Source organism: Sphingomonas sp. 4RDLI-65 (assembly GCF_049472435.1).
Taxonomy (GTDB): domain Bacteria; phylum Pseudomonadota; class Alphaproteobacteria; order Sphingomonadales; family Sphingomonadaceae; genus Sphingomonas.
Window position 1 is genome coordinate 467,110 of the sequence record NZ_JBCEBT010000001.1, and the last position, 20,022, is coordinate 487,131.

Sequence of the window (20,022 nt, forward strand, 5' to 3'; positions counted from 1 at the left end):
TCCCTTGAATTGGTCAAGCATCATATCGCGCTGGGGTTAGCGAAAGCCCATTCGACCGCCGACACATCCCGCATCGGGAGCGGCATCGACATCGCTAAAGGGCGCCCGGTCAACCCGGTCACGCTCGTTCGTCCGCACGCTGCTGCGCGCGCCGCTCGGTTCTTCGTCGAGAAGTTTCCGGGCCGCTCGATGTATGCGGTGAAGGCGAACCCGTCTCCCGAACTCCTGCAGATCTTGTGGGACAATGGCATCACGCATTACGACGTGGCGTCGATCGCCGAAGTGCGCCTGGTCGCACGGACGCTCCCCGAGGCTACACTGTGCTTCATGCACCCGGTCAAGGCCGAGGAAGCGATCGCCGAGGCGTATTTCACGCACGGCGTCCGCACCTTCAGCCTCGATAGCCTCGAAGAGCTCGACAAGGTCGTCCGCGCCACCCGCGAAGCCACCGATCTAACGCTCTGCGTGCGCCTGCGCGTGTCGTCGGAGCATTCGAAGCTTAGCCTCGCGTCGAAGTTCGGTGCAGCGCCGCACGAAGCCAAGGAGCTGCTGTTCGCGGCCCGCCAGGCAGCGGACGCACTCGGCATCTGCTTCCATGTCGGCTCGCAGGCGATGACCCCGGAGGCCTATTCGAACGCGATGGAGCGCGTCCGTGCGGCGATCGTCGAGGCGGCGGTCACGGTCGACGTCATCGACGTCGGCGGCGGCTTCCCGTCGTCCTATCCCGGCATGGAGCCCCCGCCGCTCGAGCATTTCTTCGAGACGATCCACCGTGCGTTCGAATCGCTGCCCGTCAGCTATTCGTCCGAGCTGTGGTGCGAGCCTGGCCGGGCGCTGTGCGCGGAATATTCGTCGATCATCGTGCGCGTCGAAAAGCGTCGCGGGACCGAGCTGTATATCAACGACGGCGCGTATGGCGCGCTGTTCGATGCGGCGCATATCGGCTGGCGCTTTCCGACCGAACTGCTCCGCGAACCAGACAGCCGCGCGAAGGACATGGAGTTCAGCTTCTATGGTCCGACGTGCGACGACATGGACTATATGGTCGGTCCGTTCATGCTGCCCGCGGACACGCAGGCCGGCGATTATATCGAGATCGGCATGCTCGGCGCGTACGGCTCGGCGATGCGGACCGCGTTCAACGGGTTCGGATCGGACGAGACGGTGATCGTCACCGACGAGCCGATGGTCTCGCTGTACGACGAACGCTTCCAGGACCTCGCGTCGAACGTCGTCAAGCTGTAACCAACACTCAGTAATCGTTCGCTCTTCGTCTTCCCCTCCCGCTCGCGGGAGGGGACCGAGGGGTGGGCGCGCGTTTTCCACATCCGGAGCGTTCGCCGTGAGCGGGCGCCCACCCCCTAGCCCCCTCCCGCAGGCGGGAGGGGGGATCAGGAGAAATTAGACATGACCGAAGACACCCGCATCGACGCGCAGCGCAAGGCGGAACTCCTCTCGACCACCGTCGAGCACATAGACATCAAGAGCTTCGACGCGCGGCCGATCGTCGATGCGATGAAGAAGATGTCGTTCACCAGCCGCGATCTCGGCCGTGCGACCGACATCTACAACCAGATGCTGGCCGACAAGGACTGCACGATCTTCCTCGTGATCGCGGGCTCGACGAGCGCCGGCGGGTGCATGGACCTGTATGCCGAGCTGCTGCGCAACAACATGATCGACGGCATCGTCGCGACCGGCGCGACGATCGTCGACATGGATTTCTTCGAGGGCCTCGGCCACAAGCATTATCAGGCGCTCGAAGTGCCGCACGACGACGTGCTGCGCTCGCTGATGATCGACCGGATCTACGACACCTATATCGACGAGGAAGAGCTCCAGCACGTCGACCACACGATCTTCGAGATCGCCGAGACGCTCGAGCCGCGCGCCTATTCGAGCCGCGAATTCATCCGCGAGATGGGCAAGTATCTCGTCGAGCATGGCAAGAAGGAGAACAGCCTCGTCAAGCTCGCCTACGAGCATGACGTGCCGATCTTCTGCCCGGCGTTCGTCGATTCGTCGGCAGGCTTCGGTCTGGTCAAGCACCAGGTCGACGCGGTGAAGGCGGGCAAGCCGTACATGGTCCTCGACGCGATCGCCGACTTCCGCGAGCTCACCGAGATCAAGATCAAGGCGGGCACCACGGGGCTGCTGATGATCGGCGGCGGCGTGCCGAAGAACTTCATCCAGGATACCGTCGTTTGTGCCGAGATCCTCGGTCACGACGACGTCCAGGTCCACAAGTATGCGGTGCAGATCACGGTTGCGGACGTCCGCGACGGTGCGTGCTCATCGTCGACGCTGCAGGAAGCGGCATCGTGGGGCAAGGTGAACACCGGCATCGAGCAGATGGTGTTCGCCGAAGCCGGTTCGGTCATGCCGCTGCTGGCATCGGATGCGTATCATCGTGGCCTCTGGAAGGACCGCCCGGTCCGCAAATGGGGCGCCAGCTTCGACAAGGCCTGAACTCTGCGATCCTCCCCCGCAAGGGGGAGGTGGCAGGCGCTTGCCTGACGGAGGGGGAGGGCACGGAGCCGACGTTATCGCCGCCTCCCCCTCCGCCGCTTCGCGCCACCTCCCCCTGGCGGGGGAGGATCAGATACCGTTGCCCCTCCCGGGCAATTGATGCAGCCTCTCCCGGATAACCGGGGGAGGCTTTTTCATGCACAGCGACATCCTGCGACCGATGGTCGTCCTCATCGCGTGGACGCTGGTGATGCTGGCGTGGATGCTCGCCACCCGGCTGCCGGCGATGAAGGCGGCTGGCGTCGACATGGGCACGCTCGTCGGCACCAAGGCCTCCGACGCCGACCGATCGCTACCGCCACAGGCGCAGTGGAAGGCGCACAACTACAACCATCTGATGGAGCAGCCGACGCTGTTCTACGCGGTCTGCGTCGTGCTGGCGCTCAGCGGCACGGGCAACGGGGTGAACGCCTGGATCGCCTGGGCCTATGTCGCGCTCCGGATCGCGCACAGCCTCGTGCAGGCAACCAGCAACCGCGTCCGCGCGCGCTTCCTCCTGTTCATGCTGTCCAGCCTGATGCTCGTCGCACTCACGCTCCACGCCGCCCTGGCGGTATTCTAGGAGGCCTGGCGCGCGCCGGAGCGAATAATCGCCGGTCGCGTCGCGCCCCCCTCCCCGAACGCGGCCCGATCGTCTAGCATTGCGCCATGACCTTCGACCGCCGCACGCTGCTCTCCCTTCCGCTCGCCGCCGGCCTCGCCCCGGCCGCTTTCGCCAGAACCGGCGCCCGAACCGGCGCCCGAACCGGCACGCAGGCCAGCGCCGCGCAGCCCCGCGCATCGGCCATGCCGGCCTGGCCCCCCGCCGAGCGGTTCGCGCTGTGGCCGGGCATTCCGCCGGGCGCGCCGACCCCACTCCCCGTGCCGCGCCCGACGACGCCGGTCTATCCCGACGGCTACCAGGATTATCAGATGCGCGGCGTCGTCCGCCCCGAAGTCGGCGTGTTCCGCCCCGCCCGTCCCGACGGCCGCGCCGTGCTGATCGTCCCCGGCGGTGGCTATTCGATCACGTCGCTCCGCAACGAAGGCATCGACATCGCCCGCGCGCTGAACGCGTTCGGGATCACCGGGTTCGTGCTCAGCTACCGCCTGCCCGGCGAAGGCTGGGCCGATCGCGCCGACGTGCCGCTCGCCGACGCGCAACGCGCGATGCGGCTGATCCGCGCCAACGCGCGCACCTACGGCATCCGGGCGGAGAAGCTCGGCGTGCTCGGCTTCTCGGCAGGCGGGCATCTCGCCGGATCGCTGGCGGTGCTCTCCGACTACAAGGCCTATCGCACGCTCGACGCGGCGGACCGCCATTCGGCACGCCCCGCCTGGGCCGGGCTTATGTACGCGGTCTCGAACATGGATCCGGGTCGCAGCCACGGGGGATCGCGCACCAACCTGCTCGGCCCCGATCCGCTGCCCGCCGTCCAGGCACGCTATGCGATCGACCGCCAGTTGAGGCCCGGCGCGCCGCCGCTGTTCCTCGTCCATGCCGAGGACGACAATACCGTGCCCGTCGCCAACAGCGTCGACACGCTCGCCGCCGCCCGCCGCGCCGGTGTCCCGGCCGAGGCGCATTTCCTCCAGCATGGCGGGCACGGCTTCGGCACGCGCCTGTCGCCACGCGCGCCGGGGTCGCTATGGCCGCAATTGTTCGATCGCTGGATGGGCGAACTGGTCACGCGCTGACACGATACGCCAGCATCACGGACCTATACGGCCAAACCGACGTTTATCCTCAAAGATCAGGAGAGCGCGATGACCCGTCCGCATGCCCAACCCCGCAACGTCTTCCATGAAAATGGCGAGGTGATCATCGATGGCCCGGACGGCGCGGTGATAGCCATGACGCCGGAGGCGGCGTTGCGGACCGCCGGGCGGCTCGACGAAGCCGCACTCGACGAACTGATCGCGCGGGCACAATCCGACGCTGGCCGCACGCTGCTCTAGCCGAATATCCGCTTCATCGAGCGTTCGAGCATCACGAACTGCCATAGCGTTCGGCCATGCTCGGCCCGCCCCATCCGGTGCTCGTCGGCGATCCGCGCGATCGTCGCCATGTCGAACCACCCTGTCTCGCCAAGCGTGCGTGATTTGGCGAGCGCCGTCGCCTCTCCCGCGAGCGCGTCACGGAACCAGGCGCTGATCGGCGTCACGAAGCCCATTTTCTGGCGATAGAGTATCTCGCGCGGCAGATACGGCTCCATCGCCTTCTTCATCAGCCATTTGCCCTCGCCGTGTCGCAGCCGGATGTTGGCGGGCAAGGTCGCGCAGAATTCGATCAGCCGGTGGTCGAGCAGCGGCTCGCGTGCCTCCAGCCCGACCGCCATGCTGGTGCGATCGACCTTGGTGAGGATATCGCCGGGCAGCCAATGCTTGATGTCGGCATATTGCGCGCGGTCGATCGCGTCGCGCGCCGGCGCGTTCGCCATCGTCGTGACGTAGCGATCTTCGGCACGATACCCCTGAAGCGTGGCACGTGCATTCGCGTTGAACAGCTGTCCTCGCAGTTCGGGCGTGGTGACGCCGACCGCGCGCGCATACGCCTCGCCACCACCCTGCGCGAGCGCCAGCAAGGTCGATTTCGCGCGCAACGGCCGCGGTGCCCAATCGGCCTTCGGATACCAGCGCCCAAGCGCACCGAACACGTCCTGCCGCAAATGCTCGGGCAGCAGCCCGCGGACGCGCTCCTCGACCGCCTGGAACTTGTAGCGACGATAGCCGGCAAGCGCCTCGTCCGCCCCGTCACCCGACAACGCGACCGTCACGCTCTCCCGCGCCAGCGCACAGACCTGATACGTCGCCAGCGCGGAAGCATCGGCAAAAGGCTCGTCGAAGCTGGCAACCAGCGTGTCGATCAGCCCGAAATCGCCCGACTGCACCACGCGTTCGCGGTGATCGGTGGCAAAGCGGCGCGCGACGGTGTCGGCGTATCCTCGCTCGTCATGGCCCGCTTCATCGAAGCCGATCGTGCAGGTACGGACCGCCTTGGGGCTCGCCTCGGCCATCAGCGCGACGACCGCCGAGCTGTCGACGCCGCCCGACAGGAACGCGCCGAGCGGCACGTCGGCCACCATCCGTGACCGCACGCCCGCGCGCATGCGATCGACCAGTTCCTCGCCCAGCGCCTTGGCCGATCCGGTCGCGCGGTTGGAGAAATCCAGGTCCCACCATTTGCGCGGGCTTGGGACGGGTTGCCCGCGCGTGACGAGCAGGAAATGACCCGCGGCAAGCTTCTTCACCCCCGCGACCAGGCAAGCATCGTCGGGGACGTAACCGAACGCGAGATAATCTTCGACCGCGCGAAGATCGGGCACGCGGCGAAGCTGCGGATGCGCCAGCAGGCCCTTCAGCTCGGACGCGAACGCGAGCGAGCCGTCAGCGAGTTCGACGTAATGAAGCGGCTTCACGCCCATCCGATCGCGCGCGAGGAACAGCGTGTGCGCTGCCGAATCGTGGATCGCAAACGCGAACATGCCGTTGAGCCGGTCGAGCATCGACGGCCCCCACGCGCGCCATCCGTGGAGCAGCACCTCGGTATCGCCCGCGGTGCGAAAAATCGCCCCCTTCGCGGTCAGCTCATCGCGCAGTTCGGCGAAATTATAGACTTCGCCATTGTACGTAATCGTCAGCGAGCCGTTCGACATCGGCTGCGGCGAGCCCTCAAGGTCGATGATCGACAGCCGGCGATGACCCAGCCCGACCCCCGGCGCAGTCCAGATGCCATCGCCGTCGGGGCCGCGATGCGCCTGTGCGGCGATCATCGCCAGGATGCGGTTGGGCTCGACCGGCTTGGGCGTGCCCGGATGGAAGATCCCGGCGATCCCGCACATCTAGCGTGTCCTCGGGGTTTGGCCTGCGGCGTGATCGGCGACCCGGTCGAGCGGTCCAAGCGCGCCGAGAAACCGCACGATCGGCCGCGGGTCCGCCCCCTCGACCGACAGATGGATCGCCACCGCGCGCTGCGGACCGCCGAGCAGCCGCGCCTTCATCGTCTCGATCTTCACACGCGTCTCGTCATGGGTCGTTGCATCGCCCACCCGGTACCACGTCGCGACGATCCGCTCCACGGGCCCCGGTGCGGTGATCCGCACCGCCGAGCCGCCGGTCCCATCGCTGTCGAAAACGTCGGGCAGATTGGCGACGCGTACCCAGCGATCTTCCTCGCGCAGCACGCCGGTGCCGAACGCGATAAGTTCCTTGCCCTCGTGCTGGCTGCCGAACACCGCGATGCTCATGTCGACGGTCGCGCCCGAAGCGTCTGCGTAGCGGCCGAACAGATAATGGTCCGCGCCGGGGTAATAGGGCATCCATGGCGCGCGCGTGCTGACGGGAACGCGGCGCCAGCCCGGGAGGTCGGGGAGATCGATATGCGCCGGCAAGCTTTGCGCGCGGCCCGCGACGGCGCCACTCCAGACCGGGAATACCGCGGCCGTGGCCAGCACCAGCGCGGTGGCGACGGCGAGGTCGGTGCGGTGCCGCGGTATCGCCTGCAGCAGTGCCGGATCGAACGCGGGATCGTCGGGCGCGCGGTCGAACCAGCGCCAGCCGATCGCCAGCACGCCCGCCATCACCAGCCCGAAGAACACCCAGCCGTAGACGATATGATCGAACCCGGTCGCCGCCTCCACCGAGGTGAGGTCCGCCGCCCAGATAGTCCCGAACGCGCGAAACCCGTTGGCGATCACGGGCACGACGACCGAAACCGCGAGGAAGACCGCGCGGCGTTGCCACGACACGAAGCAGAGGTTGGCGACCAGCACGCCGAACGCGACCATCGCGATGACGAACTTGGCGCCCGAGCACGCCTCGGCCACTTCGAAATAATAGCGGCCGGCATGGATCAGCACGCCGTCGACTACCGCGGGGATGCCGACCAAGTGGAGCAACGGCATGACGATCGCGACCGTGATGCCCTGCAAAGGCGGTTCGAGCCCTTCGCCGAACGGCACGAGGAAGACCGCATAGGCAAGCGGAAACAGCAGCCCGCGCGCGACGTTGGGGCCGAGGATCGTGACGACCGCGCCCTGCAGCATCATCACCAGCCCGAGCTGGCGCGCGAAGCCGACCGACGCGGCGTCGCCCATCAGCCAGCCGAACCCGCCGATCGCGACCAGCACCAGTCCGGGCCACCAGCCGGTCGGCGTGAGCTGCACGAGCTCGCCACGGCGTTGCCAGACCAGCCACGCGATCACCGGCCCGATGAACAGGCAATGCCCGAAGGTTGTGCTGGTCCACCAGATCCGCGCGAGATCGCCGACGTCGCTGCGAAAAACCAGCAGGATCAGCGCCGTCGCCAGCGCGAGCGCGAAAGCGTGACGGCGCCAGGGGGTCACGCAGTCAGGCCAAACAGCGCATCGAGCGGCGCCAGCCGCGCCGCCCAGCCATAACGGCGGATGACCTGCGCGCGAGCGGCCTGGCCGAGCTCGCCGGCCGTTTCGGGGGCCTCGAGCAATGCGACGACCTGGTCGGCAAACGCATGCGCGGTCGCGGCGACGCGGATCGTGCCGGCATGGTCGATACCCTCCGCGGCTGCGGCGGAGGCGACGACCGGCCGCGCCATCGCCATCGCCTCCAGCACCTTGTTCTGGATGCCGCGCGCGAGTTTGAGCGGGGCCACGCAGACCGCGGCGGCGGCAAGCCAGCCGCGAACGTCATCGACCGCGCCCGTGACCGTAACCTGCTCCCCGGCGAGCGCCTTCACCGCTGCGGTCGGTGCACGACCGACGATCGCAACATGCGCGGGGCAGCGTTCGTGGATCAACGGCAGGATGTCGCGCACGAACCAGGTCACCGCCTCGATGTTGGGGCGATAATCCATCTGACCGGTGAAGACGATCAGCTGAGCCTCTTTCTCCCCCCCGGCGGAGGCCGGGGCCCAATCGGGGGACGTCGATAACGAGGGACTGTCCGCAGTTACTGCGACCTCTCCAATTGGGCCCCGGCCTTCGCCGGGGTGGTGGCCGAAGTTTGCGAACCCCGCCGCCGGGTCGAACTTCACGGAATCGATTCCGTTCTCGACCGCGAGCACCCGCCCCTCTGCACCACCCTTTCGAAACAGCGCCGCCTCAGCCTCGCTGACGAACAGGCTGGCAGAGACCCGCGCCGCAATCTCCCGCTCGAACGCGCCCAGCAGTCGCGCTTCACGACGCATTATCCACTGCATCGGGCCTTTCGCATCATCAGCGAACCCCGAGAACTTCGCGGAATCCACATCGACGAAATCCATCACGACCGGCGAACCGTCGACGGGCAGATACTGCGCCATCTGCCCCGAAAAACAATACACGCCCGTCACGTCCGGCAGCACGCGGTCGACCGCCGCCTGCATCGCCCCGCTGGCGAACGCGGTCAGCGACACCGGCTTGCCGCTGGCCAGCGCTTCCACTGCGGCACGCGCCTGCGACTTGCCGCGCGGCAGGATCGTGCAGCTGGCCAGCATGTCCGTGAACATCGCCGGCGGATCGAAGTCCGCCACGTCGTCGGCGAACGCCACCAGATGCACGCGCGTCCGCCTCGCGAGATGCTGCAGGATATGGAAGCTGCGGATCTTGTCGCCGCGGTCGGGCGGAAACGGTACGCGGTGCGCGAGGAAGAGCAGGCTCACCCCAGGCCTCGGGAAATCCACGGTCCTGCGGCGGTCGCCGCCCAAAGCGGGAGCCGTTTCCACGTCCGCACCATCAGCGCGTATTTGGGATTGAGCGGGTTCACCTCGCGCGCCGGGCCGTTGCTGCGCTTGGCATAAAGCCGCGGTTCGGGCGCAAAACCCCAGTTCTTCTTGAACGCCGCCGCCCCCGTGCCGGTCTTCGAACGCCCGAAATCGAACCGCGTGCAGCCCCGCGCCCGGGCATGCGCCATCAACGCGAAATACATCCGGTCGTTCGCGCGCAGCCCCCGCGCGGCGTCTGTTCCGCCCCCCCAATAGGGATAGACACTACCCCTGAAATACACGCTGAGGACGCTGGCAACGGCCCTGCCCTCATGCCGGACGGTGAGAACATCCGCGTCCATCATGATCGCAACGCTACGGAAGAGTTTGGCCGGGAACACCGGCGTACCGAGGTTCCGCACGGATTCGGCATAGACCCGGTAATGCTCGGCCAGCAGTTTCCGGTCGCGGCCGGTGACGATCTCCAGATCGAACCCGAGCGAACGACGGACTTCGGCGCGCTGTTTCCGCGGGATCGCGAGCAGTTCGGCGTCGTCGTCCGCCGCCAGATCGCGCGCGAAACCGAGATAGCTCGTATCGTCGCTCGCCCAGCCTTCCGGTGCCGGCCCGCCGCGAAGCTCGACCGACGGGCACCCGGTCCGCAACGCCAAGTTCCACGCTCCCGACGCCAAATCTTCCACAGCCCCGCCGAGCACCCCGCCATCGACGCCGAACCCGGTCGACACCAGCGCCCGCCCGAACAGCGGCGAACGCATTTCGGTCAGCGGCAGCACGCCGACGATCACGCCGCCGGCATTTTCCGAAAGCAGATAGCGCGCCCGCTGGCCGCAGCCATCCTGCACCGCACGGCTCCAGGCTGGCAGATGAAACGGCGTAGCGCCGTCGGTCGCCTCGACGAAAGCCTCGATCCGCGCACACTCGGCCGGATCGCGAAGGTCCGCCTCGCGTACGCCGACGGGCATCGGCGCGGTCACGCCAGCCGGGCCGCTTCGCGCGCGACGACCGCATCGACGCGGCCCCATTCGTGGCGGCCGAGCAACCCGCGCAATTTTCCGGCCATTGCGCCCAATCGCGAGTAATGGCGGATCTTCGAGCGCATCGGTGCGGCCGCGACGCGTGGCTGCGACGGATCGATCTCCCACGGGTGGAAGTAGAACATCGCCGGGCGATCCTCGCGGTTGACCTGCCGCACCGCGAAATCGGTGATCGCGGCGGGGAGCAGCCGGAAGAAGCCCCCGCCGGTCGCCAGCTTGCGCGTGCCGAACGCCGCGACCGTCACCGGCACCTCGATCAACGCGCTGTCGGCCAGCGGCTTGAACCCATAGCGCGGGGCGTCGAGCCAGCCGTAATGATCGTGCTTCACCGGCGCGACGCTGGAGGAATAGGCATAGCCCGCCGCCGCCAGTTCCACATGCGCCCAGGGCGTACGCTGGTCGATCGAGAAGCTCGGCGCGCGGTAGCCGGTGACCTTCGTCCCGGCAGCATCCTCGATCGCCGTCCGCGCGCGTATCAGGTCGGCGCGAAACACCTCCGGCGTCATCGTAAAGACGCGCTGGTGATCCCAGCCGTGGCTGGCGATTTCATGCCCCGCATCGACGATCCGGCGGATCAGCGCGGGATAGCGATGCGCGACCCAGCCGAGCGTGAAGAACGTCGCCTTGGTGTCATGCTCGGCGAACAGAGCGAGGACCGCGTCGGTGTTCGCCTCGACGCGCGGCATCAGCGTGTCCCAGTCCGCCTTGTCGATGACCTTCTCGAACGCGCCGACCTGGAACCAGTCCTCGACGTCGACGGACATGCCGTTCAGCATCAAGCCGCGTCGTGCCAGGCGGCGAAACCGCGGATCGGCGCGTATTCCGGCTTGTCGGTGTCGCTTTCGACCCAGTCGACCAGCAGCGTCAGGACGCGACGCAGCGCCTTGTCCTGCAGTTCCAGGCGCGCTTCGAGGTCCGCGATGCGGTCCTCGATCGCGGGATCGGTGCGCGGCACCTCTGCCCGTGGAGCCTCTGCCCGCGGTGCAACGACCGGATCGGGCGTCGCAGTCGTAGCGGGCGCCCCCTTGCCCGTATCGCTCGCCAGCATCGGCAGGTCACCTTCCAGGTCACGCTGCACCGACCGCACGACCGCAGCATCGATCACCGTCAGATCCTCGATCGCGGCATACAGCATCACCCGCCCCGCGAGCAGGTTCAACCGGCGCGGCACACCCGCCGAGCCGGCGTAGAACGCCGCGAACGCATCGTCGGCAAAGTCCGGATTGCCCGTCCAGCCGACCACCGTCAGGCGGTGCGCCAGATAGTCCGACACTTCGTCCTCACCCATCGGATCGAGATGATGGATCGCGATCACCCGCTGGCGAAGCTGTTCGAGCCGCTCGGATCCGTGCAGCCGGTCGCGGAACTCGGGCTGGCCGAGCAGCACGATCTGCAACAGCGCATGCCCGCCCGCCTGGAAGTTCGACAGCATGCGCAGTTCTTCGAGCGCGGATACCGGCAGCGCCTGCGCCTCGTCGACGATCAGCAGCGTACGCTTGCCAGTGCGCGCGACGGCATGGAGCCCGCGCTCGATCGCGGTCAGCAGCTCAGCCTTGGTCAGCCCCGCCGGATCGACCGCTAGTTCGGTCGCGACGATCCGCAACAGGTCGTCCGCCTCGATCGCGGTCGACACCAGTTTGATCGCGTTCAGCCGCTGGTGATCGATCGTGTCCATCAGATGACCGACCAGCGTGGTCTTGCCCGCGCCGATATCGCCGGTGATGACGATGAAGCCCTCGCCCTGCGCGAGGCCATAGCCGAGATACGCCATCGCCTTGCGGTGCGTGGCGGTCTCGAACCAGAATTTCGGGTCCGGGGTCAGCTGGAACGGTCGACCCGTCAGTCCGTAATGTTCGTCGTACATCTGCTCTCGCCTTCAGAACTGGTACCGCGCACCGATCAGCGCCTGCGCCGACCAGACGCTGTCGAGGTCGCCGACCTTGAAGCTGTAAAGCCCGACCGACGCGGTCGTGCCGAGTCGTCCGAAATTGTGGAAATAGGTGCCGGTCCCGCCGTAGGACCAAACGCCGGCATCGTCCGTGGGATCCGCGACCTCGGTGTCATAGTAGTTCACGAACAGGTTCGTGTTGATGCCCGACACCCGGGTCAGCGTCCGTGTGTAGAAGAGCTGGCCATAATAGCTCTGGTCGTCGAGCCCGTCGATGGCGATGCCCGGCGTGTCCTGCGGCGCGAACAGCTTGCGGTTGACGTATCCGGCGCCCGCGCCCCAGGTCGAGCGACCGCGGGTGGCGACGATCACCGCGTCGATGCCGCGCGCACGGTAGGTCGCGGTCGAGATCGACTGGAACACGTCGTTGAGGCAGGCGCCCGGTTGCGCCCCGGTGGTGCCGAAGACGCAGCCGTTGAACTGCTGGTCGAAGCCCTGTTGCTGGCCCGACACGAAGCTGGTCGGCAGGTTGGCGAGGCCGGTGCGCAGCTGGCGGCCGAAGGTCTGGATGCCGTCATAGACGACGACCGACATGCCGACCGATTGCGATGCCTGATAGGTCGCGGCGCCGGTCACGCTGAGCGAGCCGTAGCGTTTGCCGACATGCCCCTCCACCGACGTGCGGCGGTTGGGACGCCAGATCACGCCTGCGTCGTAATAGAGTCCATCGGTGCGATAGGCGATCCGCCGCGGCGACGCGTCGTTGGTGACGTACCGGCCGTTACGGTCGAGCACCGCCGTGCCGGTGGCATCGACCAGCGCATCCTTCTGGCTGCTCTCGATCGTCTCGTAGCCGACCCCCGCGGTCAGCGCGACATAGGGGGAGACCGGCTGCAACACATCGCCGCGCACGTAATAGCCCTCATACCGCTGCTTCAGCTGGCTGGCGGTCTCGCGGTCGTACGCGCCGCTCAGCGTCATGCCGAACGGCGCGACGCTGCCGGGAGCGACCGATGCGCTGGCGACGGCGGTATGGCCGATCGAATCATCGTAATAATCGAGCCGCTGCCCGCCGACGCCGGTACCGGCAAAGCTCGGCGTCTCGACCTTGGTATAGCCGATCCGGTAATTGGCGAGGAACGCGACCGGGCCTGCGGTGGTGCTGAGGCTCGGGCCGGCATAGATCGCATACAACTGTGCGACGTTGTCGACGTTACCGGCCAGCACGCCGGGTGCGGCGCCGCGGATGTCGGAGCGTGTACGCGTGGCGATGCCGCCCGCTTCGACGGTCAGCGCGTTGCTCAGCCTGGCGTCGACGCGCGCCAGGCCCGAATGGATGTCGCTGTCGCCGACGTCGTCGTCCCACGCGAAGCGGCGTTCGTAGCGATAGCTGATCTGGCCGTTGACGCGCGGGGTCGCGATCGCCGCGTCCACCCCGGCGGCGAGACTGGTATAGGTCAGCACGTCGCCACCATTCAGATCGGCGGTCAGGATCTGGCTCGCCTCGACATAGGGGTTGATGGTGACGCGGCGGGTCGCCTGCGCGGTAACGGGCGTCGCGACCAGCGCAGCGAGCGTCGCCGCACCGCCCGCCAGTGCGAGGCTGCGGATTGCACGACGGGTCACTGGGAGCCCTCCTGGCCGTAATAGCTGCCGAAGCGTGCGCCGCCCTGGACGTACGAGACGGCGTTGAGCACGAGCTGGATATGCTCGCACCCGTCGAGAATGTTGACTGCGGCGCGCAGTTCGCTTTCGGGCGTGCGATCGGCGCGGACGACGAGCATCACCTGTCCGACCCGCATCGCCAGCACCGACGCGGCCGAGGCGGCAAGGGCGGGCGGCGAATCGATGATGATGACGCGCCGCGGGTTCGCTGCGAGCAGCCGAGCGATCACCGCTTTGGTGCGCGCGCTGGCGAGCAGTTCGGTGTCCATCGCGGTCTTGGTGCCCGCGGGCAGGATCGAGAGATGCGGCACGTCGGTGTGGATCACCAGATCCTCGACGTCGATCCGCGAATCGCTCAGCGCATCGAGCAGGCCGGGCGCATCGGTCAGGCCGAGCTGCCGGACGATATCAGGCTTGGCGACGTCGGCGTCGACCAGCAGCACCTCGGTATCGCGCTCGGCGGCGATCGAGAGTGCGAGATTGATCGCGCAGAACGTCTTGCCGTCCTCAGGCCGCGCCGAGCAGACCAGGATCATGCGGGCCTTGTCGGGGCTGTCGCTCTCGGCGATCCGGGTGCTGGCGATCAGCAACTGGCGCTTGATCAGGCGGAACTCCTCCGCAAGCGGGCCGACCGGCGCGCCGGGCACGATCATGCCGTTCGCCGCCAGCATGCCGCGGTCGATCCGTGCGGTGTCGTCCGACTCCTCGGGGTAATAGACCTCGTCGGTGAACTCGTCGCCGACCGGCGCGCGCAGCTCCTCGGGGATCGCCAGGAAGGTAGCGTCGGTGAGATCATGCGCGGGCGCCGCTACGGGCTCCAGCGCGGTCTCGACGGGTTGCGCCGCTGCGACCGGCGCATCGCCGTTTCGCGCCCGCGCGTGGGCGGTGAAATCATACACCTTGGCCGCCCGTTCGAGCAGCGAGGGTTCGCGATCAGGTTTCGTCACGGTCATACCCCCTATGCCGCCAGCCCGCGCTGGAGGATCTCGACCCCCAGCAGCAGGACATAGGCGGCGCCCAGCGCGGCGGTGCCGCCCAGGAACAGCTTGAACTGGCGACGACGCTGGTTCGACTGCACGCGGGTCACGACTTCGCCGATCGACCCGATCACCGGCATCCCTGCCGCCTTTTCGAGTCGCGAACTGGTCGAGAACGTCGTCCGCAACTGCCCCATCGCGAACGCCGCACCGATTCCGCCCGCGAGTCCCGCGACCAGCACGCCCGACAATAGCAGCATTCGGTTCGGCGCGCTCGGCGTGCTCGGCATCGTCGGCGGATCGATCACGCTGAACTTGACGTGATCGCTTTGCGACTGCGCCTGACCGACCAGCGCGGTCTGCTCGCGCTGCCGCAGCAACGTGTCGTACTGGTCCTTGAGCACCTGATAGTCGCGATCGATCGCGCCCTGCTCGGCGGCGACTTCGGGATCGCCCGTCAGCTTCGAATTCAGCAGGTCGAGATCGCCCTGCAACTGGCTGCGCCGCATCCGCAGCGACGCCACCGTGGCCTGCCGATCCGCCGCCATCGACTGGAGCGATGCATAGAGCGGGTTCTGCGCATTGCCGCCGGCACTGCCGCCCGCCAGCGGCTCGCTGCGTGCCGCCGCGGTCGCCGCCGCCAGCTGGTTCTTCAGCGCGACGACGTCGGGATGGTTCTCGGTATAGCCGCGCGCCCGCGCATCGGCGAGCTGGCCCTGGATCGCCTGCAACCGCGCACGTGCCGGCCCGGCCGCACCGGCGACGCCGCCTGCCCCCGGCACGGTCGCCGGCGTTCCCGCCATCTGGCCCTGCACCGCGGACAGGCTCGACTGCGCCGCAGCGAGATCGCCGTCGACCTGCGCCATCTGCGATCGCGTCGCGCCGATCCGGTCGCCGACCGAGCCGGTCCCGGGCAGCGAACCGAGATAACGGTTCTGGAAGTCGGCGCGCTTGGCCTCGGCGTCGGCGAGCTGCTTCTGGCGCGACGCCAGCTGCTGATCAAGGAACGTCAGGCTCTGCGTGGTCTTCGAGCGATCGCCGGCCAGATTCTGCTCGACAAACAGGTCGATCAGCTTCTGCGTGACCTGCCGGGCGATCTTCGGGTTGGCGGCGCTCGTCGTGATCTGGAAGACGTTGTCCTGTTGCGACACGATCTTGATGTTCGGTGCAAGCGTGGCGACCCGGTCGGCGACGTCGCGGTCGCTCGACACGGTGTTCGCCAGATCGGTGCCCCGCACCACCTTCTCCAGGTTCACCGCAGAGATCAGCGTCGTGCGGATCGTGTCGAGGCTCATCGGCACGCTCTGCGGAACGCCGTCCATGCCGGCGGGCAGGATCGTCTGCATCTGGACGAACACGCGCGCGGTCGAATCGTACCGGCTCGGGATCTGCGACACGACCAGCCAGCCCAGCACGCACACGCCCCAGGCCACCGCCAGCGCCAGCCAGCGCCGCGTCCAGATCGCGTGGAGCGCGATGCGCACCTCGTCCAGGATACCGTTCATCCAGGCAGCCTCAGAACATCGATTCGGGGATGATGATCACGTCGCCCGGCTCGAGCCGGACGTTGGCCGACGAGTCGCCCTTCTTGAGCAGGTTGCCGATCTGCAACGCGAATTCGCTCTGCTTGCCGGTCTCGCGGTCGTAGCGCACCAGCCGCGCCTTGTTGCCCGCCGCATATTGGCTGAGCCCGCCGACCGCGATCATCGCGTCGAGCAAGGTCATGTTGGCGCGGTACGGGATAGACGCGGGCTTCTCGGTCGCGCCGACGATGCGGACCTGCTGGCTGTAGGTGCCGCTGAAATTCTCGACGATCACCGAAACGATCGGGTCCTTGATATACGCGCCCAGCGCCTTCTTCATGTCGTCGGCCAGCATCGCCGGGGTCTTGCCAACCGCGGGCATGTCGTTGATCAGCGGCGTCGTGATGCGGCCGTCGGGGCGGACCTGCACCTTCGCCGACAACTCGGGATTGCGCCATACGAAGATGTTGAGCTGATCGAGCGGGCCGATGACATACTCCTCACCCGGCAGCTCCTTGTTCGCGACATAGGCCGCGGGTGGCAGCGCGGGGCGACCGCCAGTGCTCGAACAGGCGGACAATGCCGTTCCGACCAAGCCTAGGGTCAGCACGGATTTCGATACGGGTCCGGAACGCATGGGCACTTTTCTCCTGGCGCCACACTGGCGGGATGCTGGCCGTCGATTGCGCGACGGTCGGCTAAACTCACCCTCGGCTATGCGAGGAACAGGTGAAGATAGCGTTAGGAGCGCCCCGTAACCATGCTCCTAGCCGGCAATAGCCCCAGATTGGGACACCCCAATCCGAAACGACGCCGATGGGCTATCAAGCAGTAACGATCTCAATCGCCGCTGGATGCCCCAGAAACGCGCTGGGGCTGGCGCTCGCGCCGTATGCGCCGGCCATGAAGATCGCGACGAGTTCGCCGACCTGCACCGACGGCAGCGCGACCTTGTCGCCGAGCCGGTCGAGCGGGGTGCAGAGCGGACCGACGACGGACACGGTATCGGTCGGACCAGCGCCCATCCGCGCAGCGACCGCGATCGGATAGTTGCGGCGGACGACGGTCCCGAAATTCCCGCTCGCGGCGAGCTGATGGTTGAGGCCGCCGTCGACGATGACGAAACCCTCCCCCTGGCTCTGCTTCACGTCGACGACGCGGGTGAGGTAGACGCCGGCCTCGGCGACCAGCCATCGCCCGAGTTCGATCGCGAACCGCGTCTCGGCAAGGATCGGCGGTCGGCCGTCGAGCGACTTGCCCAGCGCGTCGCCGACATGTTCGACGTCAAGCACCACGTCGCCCGCGAAATACGGCACGCCGAAGCCGCCGCCGAGATTGACGAGTGGCGGCGCTACGCCGGCCTCCTCGCCGAGCCGTGCGGCGAGCGCGATCGTCGCGGCCTGCGTCTCGACGATCGCGCCCGCATCCAGCGCCTGGCTGCCGGCATAAATGTGGAACCCGCGCCAGTCCGCCCCCGCCGCGACGATCGCCTTCACGAGTGCGGCTGCCCGCACCGCGTCGACTCCAAACGGCGACGCCCGTCCGCCCATGCGCATGCCCGACCCGCGCAGTTCGATATCCGGGTTCACGCGCACCGCCATCCGCGGCACGAGCCCGAGCCGCTCGCCGATCGCGAACGCACGCGCCGCCTCGCCTTCCGATTCGACGTTCAGCGTCGCGCCGGCCGTAATCGCCGCCGCCAATTCGTCGTCCCGCTTGCCAGGCCCGGCAAAACTGACAGAGGCTGCCGGTTTTACCGTCATCGCCTTCGCCAATTCGCCCGACGAGGCGACGTCGAGCCCATCGACCAGCGGCGCGATCGCGGCCAGCAGGTCGGCATGTGGATTGGCCTTGATCGCGTAGTGCAGGTCGATCGCCGGCATCGCCCCGCGGAACCGCGCGATACGGGCTGCGACGATCGCCATGTCGTAGACGAACAGCGGTGTGTCACCGGCGTGCGAAACCCATTCATCGGCAGACCGACCGGCGATGTTTAGCGGGCCATCTTGCTGCGCGAACTCAGGCGGAAGAGCACCCATCGGTTTCATGACGCGCTCCCCTCCTTGTTTCCCCGCGAAGGCGGGAACCCAGTCTGGGCACCCGCCTTCGCGGGTGAACAATTTCGCACCTCTAACGCAATGGCAGCCCTGTCGAGCTTCCCATTGGCATTACGCGGTAATTCCTCTCGCCACAGATACGCCCCCGGCTGCATGAAACTCGGCAACGCAGTCCGCAGCCGCCCTCGCAAAGCTCCCTCCCCGGCAGCATCCCCGGCCAGCATCACCGCGATCGCCTGACCCAGTCGCTCGTCCGGCACGCCAACCGCGACCGCCTCGCGAGCCTCCTCGCCTGCAAGCACGGCCTCCTCGATCTCCAACGGGCTGATCCGATTTCCCGCGCTCTTGATCATCTCGTCATCGCGCCCGACGAAGCGCAACAACCCGTCCTCACCCTCGACCACGGTATCACCCGACCACACCGCCATGCCGTTGCCGTCAGGCGCCGGCCGAAACCGCTGCGCCGTCCGCTCGGCATCCTGCCAATAACCCTGCGCGACAAGCGGCCCGGCATGCACGAGTTCGCCCGGCTCACCTGGCGCGGCCCGCGTGCCATCCGGCTTCACCACCGAAACCTCGGCAAACGGGATTGCCCTTCCCATCGCATCGGGATGCGCATCGATCAGCGCGGGATCGAGGTAGGTCGATCGAAACGCCTCGGTCAGCCCATACATCGCGTACACGTTCGCCGCCGGAAACCGCGCGCGAAGTCCGCGTACCAGCCGCGGCGTCAGCGCGCCGCCCGAGTTGGTCAGCCGCTTCAACCGCGCCGCCGTCTCCGCCGGCCACTCCACCTCCAGCAATTGCACCCAGAGCGGCGGCACGCCCGCGAGCGTCGTCGCGCCGACCCGCTCGACCGCCTTCACCACATCGCGCGCGACCAGATAATCCAGCGGCGCCACCGACGCCCCTGCGATCCAGGTCGAGAACAGCTGGTTCTGCCCGTAGTCGAACGACAGCGGCAACACGCCAAGCACACGATCCGCAGGCTCTAGCTCGAGGAAATGCGCGACCGAAACCGCGCCCAGCCACAGGTTCGCGTGGCTCAGCATCACGCCCTTGGGCCGACCGGTGGAGCCAGACGTGTATAGGATCGCGGCTAGGCTATCCGGATCGGCATCGGACGGCCCCATCCCGCCGCCCTCACCGTTCCCCCGCAAAAGCGGGGGGCCAGGAATCCCGGGCGTCGCACTCTGTAATCCTGGCCCCCCGCGTTCGCGAGGGAACAGGAGAACAAGGTCCGCCTCGTCCACGATTGCGCACCCCTCCGGCACATCGCCGTCGTCCAGCGACCCAGCCCGCACCGCCTGCGTCACCAGCAACCGTGCGCCGCTATCGCCAAGAATATGCGCCACCTGCGCGCGCCGCAGCAGCGGATTGACCGGCACATGTACCAGCCCCGCACGCGCCACCGCGAGCGGCATCAGGCAGGCCGTGCGTGTCTTCGGCAGCCACGTCGCGACCCGGTCCCCCGCCGACAACCCCCTGTCCGCAAGCCACCCCGCCAGCGCCGCCACCCCTGCCTCGACCTCGGCGAAGGTCATCGTCCCCGTCTTGTCGACCAGCGCGACGGCCTCCGCAGTGCCGCGGAGCGCGACATGGTCGATAGGGTACGGACGGGGGTCGAGCGTGATCATGTGCCCCCATAGCGCGAAGCCGTTGCCGAATTCACCCCCGCACGCTAGCGGGGC

Annotated in this window: 17 protein-coding genes; 5 read left to right on the forward strand and 12 right to left on the reverse strand. The window is 67.6% G+C overall.

Annotated features, from left to right (window positions below; genetic code table 11):
* Positions 1 to 9: 9 nt before the first annotated feature.
* The 5 genes from VH567_RS01950 to VH567_RS01970 all read left to right on the forward strand — a co-directional run bounded on the left by VH567_RS01950 (position 10) and on the right by VH567_RS01970 (position 4,467).
* A complete protein-coding gene (locus VH567_RS01950; protein ID WP_187502317.1) occupies positions 10 to 1,245 on the forward strand; it encodes a type III PLP-dependent enzyme in 1,236 nt (411 codons plus the stop codon).
* A 162-nt stretch (positions 1,246 to 1,407) separates the two neighbouring features.
* Entirely contained in the window at positions 1,408 to 2,469 is a 1,062-nt protein-coding gene (locus VH567_RS01955; protein ID WP_307084423.1) for a 1,9-bis(guanidino)-5-aza-nonane synthase, read from the forward strand.
* Between the two features lie 196 nt (positions 2,470 to 2,665).
* The gene (locus VH567_RS01960) at positions 2,666 to 3,091 is read left to right on the forward strand and encodes an MAPEG family protein (RefSeq protein ID WP_423322705.1); all 426 of its coding nucleotides are present in this window, start codon (positions 2,666 to 2,668) and stop codon (positions 3,089 to 3,091) included.
* An 86-nt stretch (positions 3,092 to 3,177) separates the two neighbouring features.
* Positions 3,178 to 4,206: an alpha/beta hydrolase gene (locus tag VH567_RS01965; RefSeq protein WP_423322707.1), complete on the forward strand. Its 1,029-nt coding sequence runs from the start codon at positions 3,178 to 3,180 to the stop codon at positions 4,204 to 4,206.
* Between the two features lie 69 nt (positions 4,207 to 4,275).
* A complete protein-coding gene (locus VH567_RS01970; RefSeq protein WP_423322709.1) occupies positions 4,276 to 4,467 on the forward strand; it encodes a hypothetical protein in 192 nt (63 codons plus the stop codon).
* Here the strand turns inward: VH567_RS01970 and VH567_RS01975 are convergent.
* From VH567_RS01975 to VH567_RS02030, 12 genes are all read right to left on the reverse strand, one after another.
* Positions 4,464 to 6,350 carry an XrtA/PEP-CTERM system amidotransferase gene (locus VH567_RS01975; RefSeq protein ID WP_423322711.1) on the reverse strand — a complete coding sequence of 629 codons (1,887 nt, stop codon included), beginning with the start codon at positions 6,348 to 6,350 and terminating at the stop codon, positions 4,464 to 4,466. The two genes, VH567_RS01970 and VH567_RS01975, sit on opposite strands and share 4 nt — an antisense overlap.
* Positions 6,351 to 7,853 carry an exosortase A gene (xrtA, locus tag VH567_RS01980; RefSeq protein WP_423322713.1) on the reverse strand — a complete coding sequence of 501 codons (1,503 nt, stop codon included), beginning with the start codon at positions 7,851 to 7,853 and terminating at the stop codon, positions 6,351 to 6,353. It abuts the gene before it with no gap.
* Entirely contained in the window at positions 7,850 to 9,124 is a 1,275-nt protein-coding gene (locus VH567_RS01985) for a glycosyltransferase (RefSeq protein ID WP_423322715.1), read from the reverse strand. Before VH567_RS01985 ends, xrtA begins: the two co-directional genes overlap by 4 nt.
* Positions 9,121 to 10,149, reverse strand: coding sequence for a FemAB family XrtA/PEP-CTERM system-associated protein (locus VH567_RS01990; protein WP_423323680.1), 1,029 nt, complete (start codon positions 10,147 to 10,149; stop codon positions 9,121 to 9,123). The genes VH567_RS01985 and VH567_RS01990 overlap by 4 nt, the downstream gene beginning before the upstream one ends.
* A gap of 8 nt (positions 10,150 to 10,157) precedes the next feature.
* The gene (locus tag VH567_RS01995; protein ID WP_423322717.1) at positions 10,158 to 10,997 is read right to left on the reverse strand and encodes an XrtA system polysaccharide deacetylase; all 840 of its coding nucleotides are present in this window, start codon (positions 10,995 to 10,997) and stop codon (positions 10,158 to 10,160) included.
* On the reverse strand, positions 10,997 to 12,085 hold the full coding sequence (locus VH567_RS02000) for an ExeA family protein (RefSeq protein ID WP_423322719.1): 1,089 nt from the start codon (positions 12,083 to 12,085) through the stop codon (positions 10,997 to 10,999). The genes VH567_RS01995 and VH567_RS02000 overlap by 1 nt, the downstream gene beginning before the upstream one ends.
* A gap of 12 nt (positions 12,086 to 12,097) precedes the next feature.
* Positions 12,098 to 13,735, reverse strand: coding sequence for a hypothetical protein (locus VH567_RS02005; RefSeq protein ID WP_423322721.1), 1,638 nt, complete (start codon positions 13,733 to 13,735; stop codon positions 12,098 to 12,100).
* The gene (locus VH567_RS02010; protein ID WP_423322723.1) at positions 13,732 to 14,727 is read right to left on the reverse strand and encodes an AAA family ATPase; all 996 of its coding nucleotides are present in this window, start codon (positions 14,725 to 14,727) and stop codon (positions 13,732 to 13,734) included. The genes VH567_RS02005 and VH567_RS02010 overlap by 4 nt, the downstream gene beginning before the upstream one ends.
* Before the next feature lie 5 nt (positions 14,728 to 14,732).
* Positions 14,733 to 16,256 (reverse strand): XrtA system polysaccharide chain length determinant, encoded by a 1,524-nt coding sequence (locus VH567_RS02015; RefSeq protein ID WP_423322725.1) that lies wholly within the window; start codon positions 16,254 to 16,256, stop codon positions 14,733 to 14,735.
* A 10-nt stretch (positions 16,257 to 16,266) separates the two neighbouring features.
* Complete coding sequence (locus VH567_RS02020) at positions 16,267 to 16,911, reverse strand: XrtA/PEP-CTERM system exopolysaccharide export protein (protein ID WP_423322727.1); 645 nt, start codon at positions 16,909 to 16,911, stop codon at positions 16,267 to 16,269.
* A 187-nt stretch (positions 16,912 to 17,098) separates the two neighbouring features.
* On the reverse strand, positions 17,099 to 18,322 hold the full coding sequence (locus VH567_RS02025; RefSeq protein WP_423322728.1) for a pyridoxal-dependent decarboxylase, exosortase A system-associated: 1,224 nt from the start codon (positions 18,320 to 18,322) through the stop codon (positions 17,099 to 17,101).
* Positions 18,319 to 19,968 (reverse strand): acyl-CoA ligase (AMP-forming), exosortase A system-associated, encoded by a 1,650-nt coding sequence (locus tag VH567_RS02030; RefSeq protein WP_423322729.1) that lies wholly within the window; start codon positions 19,966 to 19,968, stop codon positions 18,319 to 18,321. Before VH567_RS02030 ends, VH567_RS02025 begins: the two co-directional genes overlap by 4 nt.
* Between the last annotated feature and the right edge of the window lie 54 nt (positions 19,969 to 20,022).